Raw genomic sequence first — 7,173 nt, 5'->3', positions numbered from 1 at the left:
GCTGGCATCAAATTGTCGGCGTTGTCTTGTCATCTGTTTCCTCGTCGATATGGATTGTCACCCTATCGACCTGTCCGAGGAAATTAGACCACTGCAAATCTACCAAACTCAACCACTACCCAACTCAACCACTCGCCAGACTGACCCCTTGCGGCCCGGTCTGCGTGCGCCCGTCGCGCCCATACAGCGTAGTGTTGTCGCCCCGCTGCCGCAACGCCAGAATCGCTTCCTCGGTGAACTCGAGATGGGCGTCCACGACCGCGGCATTCAGCGTATTGGCATCGCTTGCAGTGCGGGCAGCAAACACCAGCGTTCGCCATGCCGCTTCCACCGACGGATCGATCTGGCGCCCGAACAACTGGCCGCCCGCGCCGGTGCGGATCCCCATGGCTCCCATCTGCTCCTCACGCGTGCGCGTCAGGGCGCCCAGCAATCCGGCCAGTTCTACCTTGCGTTCCAGCAGCCCGGCAAGGGCCTGGTAATCGCCGGCCTTGATCATGCTTCGTTCTTCGCCTAGCACGGTGGCGAACTCCTGCGCTAGCTCGGTTTCGCGGCGCAGGTTCTGGATCAGGGACTGGCTCATGGCTTGCCTATCTTAGGGTGGGGTTGGCAATGCGGCCCATAGCAAGCCGCGGTGTCAGGCGCCGCCGCTGAGTTCGCGCAGGGACGCGAGCAGGCCGTCGGCGATCTTGCTTGGGTCGATCTTGATGCGGCCTTCGGATATGGCCTGGCGGATCTCATCGACCTTGGCGGTATCGATATCGTCGTCATGGTCTTCCACCATGCGCGCGCCGATCTCGCGCACCTGGGCCGACAGGGGGCTGCTGACGCGCACGCTGGAGGTCTCCGGGGCAGCCGTCGATCCGGGGGCGCCGGCCACGCTGCGCACGGCGCCGTCGATGGCGTCGCTCGGCCTCGACGAGGTGGTCTGATTGATCTTCACGATGATTCCTTGCTGGGTACCTTTGGCTTATCGGATGCTTCGGGCGAAACTTTAGGGCGGATTGCGGCGCCGCGACGCCGTTTTTCCGGCCCCGGAGCGCGCGATATTGTCTCATGGGACGGCCCATGAGACGGCTACGTAACCCCAGGTTTCGCCGCCCCCGATTCCCTATTGCTGAAGCACCACCGTGTCGCCGCTGCGCACCAGCGCATTGACCACCTGACCGCTCTTGAGCCGCACCTGGACGTTGTTGCCTACCGCGGCCTCGGCCATGACCTTGCCTTCGCTGCTGAGCTGGAACGAATCGCCTTCCACCAGCACCGTCACGCTCTGGCCCTGGCGTACCGCAATGGCCTTCTTCAGCAGGTCCGTGCGCATAGGCGAGCCTGCGGCGATGCGGTTGGCCGCCACCGCGCCGGTCACCTGTGCGGGATCGGTCACCACCGCGCGCGGCAGCGACGCCAGGTCGCCCTGGCGGACTTCCATGTCGGCCGCGTCGATGGCCTCGCCGGGCATGAGGTTGCGCCCGGCCACATAGTAGTCGGCCACGACCGACACGCGCGCTTGCACGTAGCGGGTCCAGGGGCGCTCGCCGGCGCAGCGCACGCCGACCGAGACCCGGCCCCAGGGGGACGCGCCCGGCGGCAGGAACGGCTCGGGCAGCGGGCAATCCGGCGCGCGCCCGCCCGAGGGCGGCACCACCTGGATGCTGGCCTTGCCGGGCAGGCCGGCGGTCTGGCGCTCAAGGAATTGTTCGACCGCGGCACGTACCGGGTCTTCGGGAAACGGCGAGGGCGGCGCCGCGCCGGCGCTGCCGGGCAGCGTGCCGCCGGCGGCCAGCACGCAGAGCAGGGCGCGCGCCGCGGCGGCCTGGAAACGAGGGTTCATGTGGTCGTCCAAGCAAGGAAACGACGCGGACCACACCGCGAAAGCGGGCGCCACGTGCGTGTCAACGGGTCCTATTGTAGGCAGCCCCGAGCTCTTGCTCGAGTCGAAATGCGCGGTTTTCTTTGCCCTATTCGTGCGATTGGCATGGCGGGGCCGCCCCTAAGATGGCACACCTGAAGAAGGTCGACCTTCGTTGCTCTCCCCTCCAGCGAGACACAGACATGATTGACAGACTCGATGCGGCGTTGCGCTTCCAACAAGAAGCGCTGAGCTTGCGGACCCAGCGGCAATCGGTGATTGCCTCCAATATCGCCCACGCCGACACACCCGGCTACAAGGCGCGCGACTTCGATTTCTCCAGCACGCTGGCGCAAAGCGTCGAGCGCGGAAAGCAAGCCGAAGGCGTTTCGCTGTCCACCACCTCGGTGCGCCACTTGCCGGGCGCGAGCTCGGCGTTCGCCGACAAGATGCAACTCGACTACCGCATCCCGATGCAGTCGAGCATCGATGGCAACACCGTCGAGATGGACACCGAGCGCGTCGCCTTTGCCGACAATGCGGTGCACTTCGAGTCCGGCCTGACCGTGATGAGCGCCAAGATCAAGACCATGCTGTCGGCCATCCAGCAGTGAGAAAGCCATGCCAGCAATGAACATCTTCGAAGTCGCCGGTTCGGCCATGGCCGCGCAGTCGCAGCGCATGAACGTGACCGCGTCCAACCTGGCCAATGCCGACAGTGCCGTCGGCCCCAACGGCCAGCCTTACCGCGCCAAGCAGGTGGTGTTCGGCCTGGCCGCGACCCCGGGCCAGAACGACGTGGGCGGCGTGCAGGTGGAGGGCGTGATGGAAGATCCGTCGCCCCCGCGCATGGTGCACAACCCCACGCATCCGCTGGCCAATGCCGACGGCTACGTCACGATGCCAAACGTCAACCCGGTGGAGGAGATGGTCAACATGATCTCGGCCTCGCGTTCCTACCAGGCCAACGTGGAAGTCCTCAACACCGCCAAGAACATGATGCTCAAGACGCTGACCATCGGTCAGTAAAACCGGGATACGCAATGACCACGACTTCTTCCACAAGCAGCAGCACCAGCGCCGCCGGGATCGCCAATACGCTGCAAAGCGGCAGCGCCTCCGCCGCCGACCTGCAAAACAGCTTCCTGACGATGCTGGTCACGCAGATGAACAACCAGGATCCGCTCAACCCGATGGACAACTCGCAGCTGACCTCGCAGCTCGCGCAGATCAGCCAGGTTAGCGGCATGCAGACCCTGAACACCACGCTGAACTCGCTGCTGACGCAAGTCAGCGCCAGCCGCGCCATGAATTCGGCGGCGCTGATCGGCCACACGGTGATGGTGCCGGGCAATGCCACGACGGTGGCCAGCGGCGTGCCGGGCCAGATCGGCGTGGACCTGCCGGCGACCGCAGATGCGGTCACGGTCAGCGTGCTCGACAAGGACGGCAACGTGGTGCGCACCATCGACATGAAGGGCCAGACCGGCGGCGTGCACGACATCGCCTGGGACGGCAAGAACGATGCAGGCGTCGCGGTTGCCGATGGCGACTACAGCTTCAAGGTCACCGCCACCGCCAACGGCAAGGATGTGGCGCCGGTCGCGCTGGTCTACGGCAAGGTGAACAGCATCAGTGGCGACTCCACGGGCGTGCTGGTCGATATCGGCGGCGGCCGCACCGCGCCGGTCGATGGCGTTCGTCGCATTCTTTAATCACGTGGCCTAGCGCGAGAAGCGCCGGCAGGATTTCAGGTAACTAGGGGAAAATCATGGGTTTCGGTCAAGGGGTAAGCGGCATCAACGCCGCCGCATCGAATCTGGACGTCATCGGCAACAACATCGCCAACGCCAACACGGTCGGCTACAAGCAATCGACCGCGCAGTTCGCCGACGTGTACGCCGGCACCAAGATTGGCCTGGGCACGACCGTGAACTCGGTGGTGCAGTCGTTCAACCAGGGCAATATCGAGTCGAGCGGCAGCGCGCTCGATGTCGCCATTACCAATGGCAACGGCTTCTTCCGCTTGACCGATTCGTCTGGCTCGGTCTTCTACTCGCGCAATGGCCAGTTCCAGCGCCAGCAGGACGGCAGCATCACCAACGCGCAAGGCCTGAAGCTGACCGGCTACCCGGCCGGCACGACGGGCGGCGGCGCTGTGCAGCCGCAGCCGCTGGTGGTGCCGAACACCACGATGGCCGCCAAGGCGACCACCACCCTCGGCATCTCCTTCAACCTGAATTCCGGCAGCACGGTACCGGCAACGCCGTTCGCCAGCACCCCGGCCGCGCTGCCCACGTCGAGCATGTACAACTACAGCTCCGGCGTCACCGTCTATGACTCGCTGGGCAACGCCAAGCAGCTGACCGCGTACTTCTCCACGGGCACGCCCGGCGCGGGCACGTTCCCGGCAGCGGGCGGCGGCGGCACCGACTGGACGATGAACCTGACCGATGCGGCGGGCAATGTCGTCGGCGCGCCGATCACGCTCAAGTTCGACTCGAAGGGCACGCTGCAAGTGCCGGCCGCTGGCGCCACCACCACGATCAATATTGCCGCCGCCAATGGCGCAGCCCCCCTGGCTATCGCGATGGACCTGACCGGCACCACGCAGTTCGCCGGCGCCAACGATACCAAGCCGCCCGTGCAGAATGGCTACACCGCGGGCAGCCTGCTGGGCTTCGCGATCCAGCCGGATGGCACCATCCTCGGCAGCTACTCGAACCAGCAGACGCAGGCGCTGGGCCAGGTCGTGATGGCCGGCTTCGGCAACGTGCAGGGACTGAAGCCGGAGGGCAACAATGTGTGGTCCGCGACCGGCGCATCGGGCCAGGCCGTGGTCGGCGCGGCCGGCGGCAGCCTTGGCACGCTCAAGTCCAATGCGGTGGAGGCATCCAACGTGGATCTGTCCGGCCAGCTGGTCAGCCTGATCGTGGCGCAGCGCAACTACCAGGCCAACGCGCAGACCATCAAGGCGCAGGACACGGTCATGCAGACCCTGGTCAACCTGTAATGCGCAGCGTGGGCAAGACGAGCCGCACGGACAGGAGCTAAGGGGACGCCATGGACCGCATGATCTATACCGCCCTGTCGGGGGCCAAGCAGACGCTCGACCAGCAGGCCGCGGTGTCCAACAACCTGGCCAACACTTCCACGCCGGGCTTCCGCGCGCAGGTCAATATGTTCCGCGCGGTACCGGTGGTGGGGCAAGCTTCGCCAACGCGTGCATTCACGCTGGCCTCCACGCCCGGCGCCGATTTCAAGGCCGGCCCGCTGACCTACACCGAGCGTCCGCTGGACGTGGCGCTGCAGGGCAACGGCTGGCTGACGGTGCAGGCACCGGACGGCACGGAAGCCTACACCCGCGCCGGCTCGCTGCAAGTGTCGGCCGACGGGCAGCTGCAGACCAGCACCGGCCTGCAGGTCATGGGCGATGGCGGCCCGATCGCGGTGCCGCCGGGTGCCCAGATCACGATCGGCAGCGATGGCACGATTACCGCGCGCGGCCCGGGTGAGACCTCCGCAGGCCTGGCCCAGGTGGGCAAGCTGCGACTGGTGAATCCGCCGCCCGATTCGATCGCCCGAGGCGACGATGGCTTGTTCCGGCTGCGCCCCGGCGCGCAGCCGCTGCAGGTTGACGCCAACATCCGCGTCATTTCCGGCGCGATCGAAGGCAGCAACGTCAACCCGGTCGAGGCGATGGTCGACATGATCGCCAACGCCCGCCGCTTCGAGATGCAGATGAAGATGATCCAGGGCGCTGACACCAACGATCAGCGCGCGAATCAACTGCTCTCGAATAACTGAACTTTGAATTGATGTGCTGCCGCGGCTCGCGGCAGCCTTGTGAGGACAAACATGATCCGCTCTCTCTGGATTGCCAAGACCGGCCTCGATGCGCAGCAGACGCAGATGGACGTGATCTCGAACAACCTGGCCAACGTCTCCACCAACGGCTTCAAGCGTGGGCGTGCCGTGTTCGAGGAACTGATGTACCAGACCATCCGCCAGCCCGGCGCATTGTCTTCGGACCAGACCACGTTGCCGTCCGGCCTGCAGCTGGGCACCGGCGTGCGCCCCGTGGCAACCGAGCGCATCCACACTCAGGGCAATCCGCAGCAGACCGGCAACAGCAAGGACGTGGCCGTGATCGGCCAGGGCTTCTTCCAGGTCACGATGCCCGACGGCACCACCGCCTACACGCGCGATGGTTCGTTCCAGACGGACCAGAACGGCCAGCTGGTCACGTCCAGCGGCTTCGTGATCCAGCCCGCCATCACCCTGCCGGCCAACTACACGTCGCTGACGGTTGCGCGTGACGGCGTGGTCTCGGTGACGCAGCCCGGCTCGAGCGCCAACGTGCAGGTCGGCCAGCTGCAACTGGCTACCTTCGCGAACCCGGCCGGCCTGGAAAGCCTGGGCGAGAACCTGTACGTGCAGACCGATGCCTCGGGCGCGCCCAACACTACGGTGCCTGGCCTGAACGGTTCGGGCACGCTGCAGCAGAACTACGTCGAAGCGTCCAACGTCAACGTGGTCGAAGAGCTGGTCAGCATGATCCAGACCCAGCGCGCCTACGAAATCAACAGCAAGGCCGTGCAGACGTCCGACCAGATGCTGCAGCGCCTCACCCAGCTGGGATGATCATGATTGCCTCGCTGACTCGCCTGGGCGCGCTTGGCTTTTGCTGCTTCGCGACAGGTTGCGCGATGATGCCGCGCGAGCCGCTGGTCCAGTTGCCCACCTCCGCGCGGGCAGAGCCGCGCGCGCTGGCGCCGGCGAGCGGATCGATCTACCAGTCGTCGTACGCGGGCAATCCGTTGTTCGAGGATCGCCGGCCGCGCAACGTGGGCGACATCCTCACCATCGTGATCAGCGAGAACGTCAACGCCAGCAAGAACTCCGGCACCAACGCCAGCCGCACGTCCAACAGCGCGCTGGCCTTCGATGCCGTGCCCAGGGCGCTTGGCGGGCTGTTCAGCAGCGCCCAGAACGCGACCATGAGCGGTGCCAATGCACTCAAGGCCAGCGGCGGCGCCAGCGCCACCAACACCTTTAACGGCACCATCACCGTGACCGTGCTGGAAGTGCTGGCCAACGGCAACCTCATCGTCTCCGGCGAAAAACAGATGGCCATCAACCAGGGCGCGGAATACATCCGCTTCTCCGGGGTGGTCAATCCGCGCACGATCACCGGCGACAACGCGGTGCCGTCCACGCAGGTGGCGGACGCGCGCATCGAATACACCGCCAAGGGCTATATCGACGAAACGCAGAACATGGGCTGGCTGCAGCGTTTCTTCCTCAATGTTTCACCGTATTGA

At 65.6% G+C, this 7,173-nt stretch carries 10 protein-coding genes; 7 read left to right on the top strand and 3 right to left on the bottom strand.

What is annotated here, in order from left to right; genetic code table 11:
- Positions 1 to 124: 124 nt before the first annotated feature.
- The 3 genes from ACYP5B_RS27405 to flgA all read right to left on the bottom strand — a co-directional run bounded on the left by ACYP5B_RS27405 (position 125) and on the right by flgA (position 1,831).
- Positions 125 to 583, bottom strand: a complete 459-nt coding sequence (locus tag ACYP5B_RS27405) for a flagella synthesis protein FlgN (protein ID WP_459571801.1) — start codon at positions 581 to 583, stop codon at positions 125 to 127.
- A 54-nt stretch (positions 584 to 637) separates the two neighbouring features.
- Positions 638 to 943, bottom strand: a complete 306-nt coding sequence (gene flgM / locus ACYP5B_RS27400) for a flagellar biosynthesis anti-sigma factor FlgM (RefSeq protein WP_318237685.1) — start codon at positions 941 to 943, stop codon at positions 638 to 640.
- 168 nt (positions 944 to 1,111) lie between these two features.
- A complete protein-coding gene (gene flgA / locus ACYP5B_RS27395) occupies positions 1,112 to 1,831 on the bottom strand; it encodes a flagellar basal body P-ring formation chaperone FlgA (protein WP_459571800.1) in 720 nt (239 codons plus the stop codon).
- A 221-nt stretch (positions 1,832 to 2,052) separates the two neighbouring features.
- Here flgA and flgB point away from each other — a divergent pair, with 221 nt between their 5' ends.
- Genes flgB through flgH form a run of 7 tightly spaced genes read left to right on the top strand, consistent with a single transcriptional unit; the run spans position 2,053 to position 7,173 of the window.
- A complete protein-coding gene (gene flgB / locus ACYP5B_RS27390) occupies positions 2,053 to 2,463 on the top strand; it encodes a flagellar basal body rod protein FlgB (protein ID WP_400100741.1) in 411 nt (136 codons plus the stop codon).
- Positions 2,464 to 2,470: 7 nt separating this feature from the next.
- Positions 2,471 to 2,878, top strand: coding sequence for a flagellar basal body rod protein FlgC (flgC, locus tag ACYP5B_RS27385; protein WP_006162655.1), 408 nt, complete (start codon positions 2,471 to 2,473; stop codon positions 2,876 to 2,878).
- 14 nt (positions 2,879 to 2,892) lie between these two features.
- On the top strand, positions 2,893 to 3,564 hold the full coding sequence (locus tag ACYP5B_RS27380) for a flagellar hook assembly protein FlgD (RefSeq protein ID WP_318237682.1): 672 nt from the start codon (positions 2,893 to 2,895) through the stop codon (positions 3,562 to 3,564).
- A gap of 56 nt (positions 3,565 to 3,620) precedes the next feature.
- Positions 3,621 to 4,862 carry a flagellar hook protein FlgE gene (gene flgE / locus ACYP5B_RS27375; protein WP_318237681.1) on the top strand — a complete coding sequence of 414 codons (1,242 nt, stop codon included), beginning with the start codon at positions 3,621 to 3,623 and terminating at the stop codon, positions 4,860 to 4,862.
- 50 nt (positions 4,863 to 4,912) lie between these two features.
- Entirely contained in the window at positions 4,913 to 5,656 is a 744-nt protein-coding gene (gene flgF / locus ACYP5B_RS27370) for a flagellar basal-body rod protein FlgF (protein WP_400100736.1), read from the top strand.
- A gap of 51 nt (positions 5,657 to 5,707) precedes the next feature.
- A complete protein-coding gene (gene flgG / locus ACYP5B_RS27365) occupies positions 5,708 to 6,493 on the top strand; it encodes a flagellar basal-body rod protein FlgG (RefSeq protein WP_318237679.1) in 786 nt (261 codons plus the stop codon).
- Positions 6,490 to 7,173: a flagellar basal body L-ring protein FlgH gene (gene flgH / locus ACYP5B_RS27360; RefSeq protein ID WP_459571799.1), complete on the top strand. Its 684-nt coding sequence runs from the start codon at positions 6,490 to 6,492 to the stop codon at positions 7,171 to 7,173. Before flgG ends, flgH begins: the two co-directional genes overlap by 4 nt.

Source organism: Cupriavidus sp. 8B (assembly GCF_054589115.1).
Note: the sequence above shows the minus strand (reverse complement) of the source record. Positions and strands in the feature narration are given on the sequence as shown.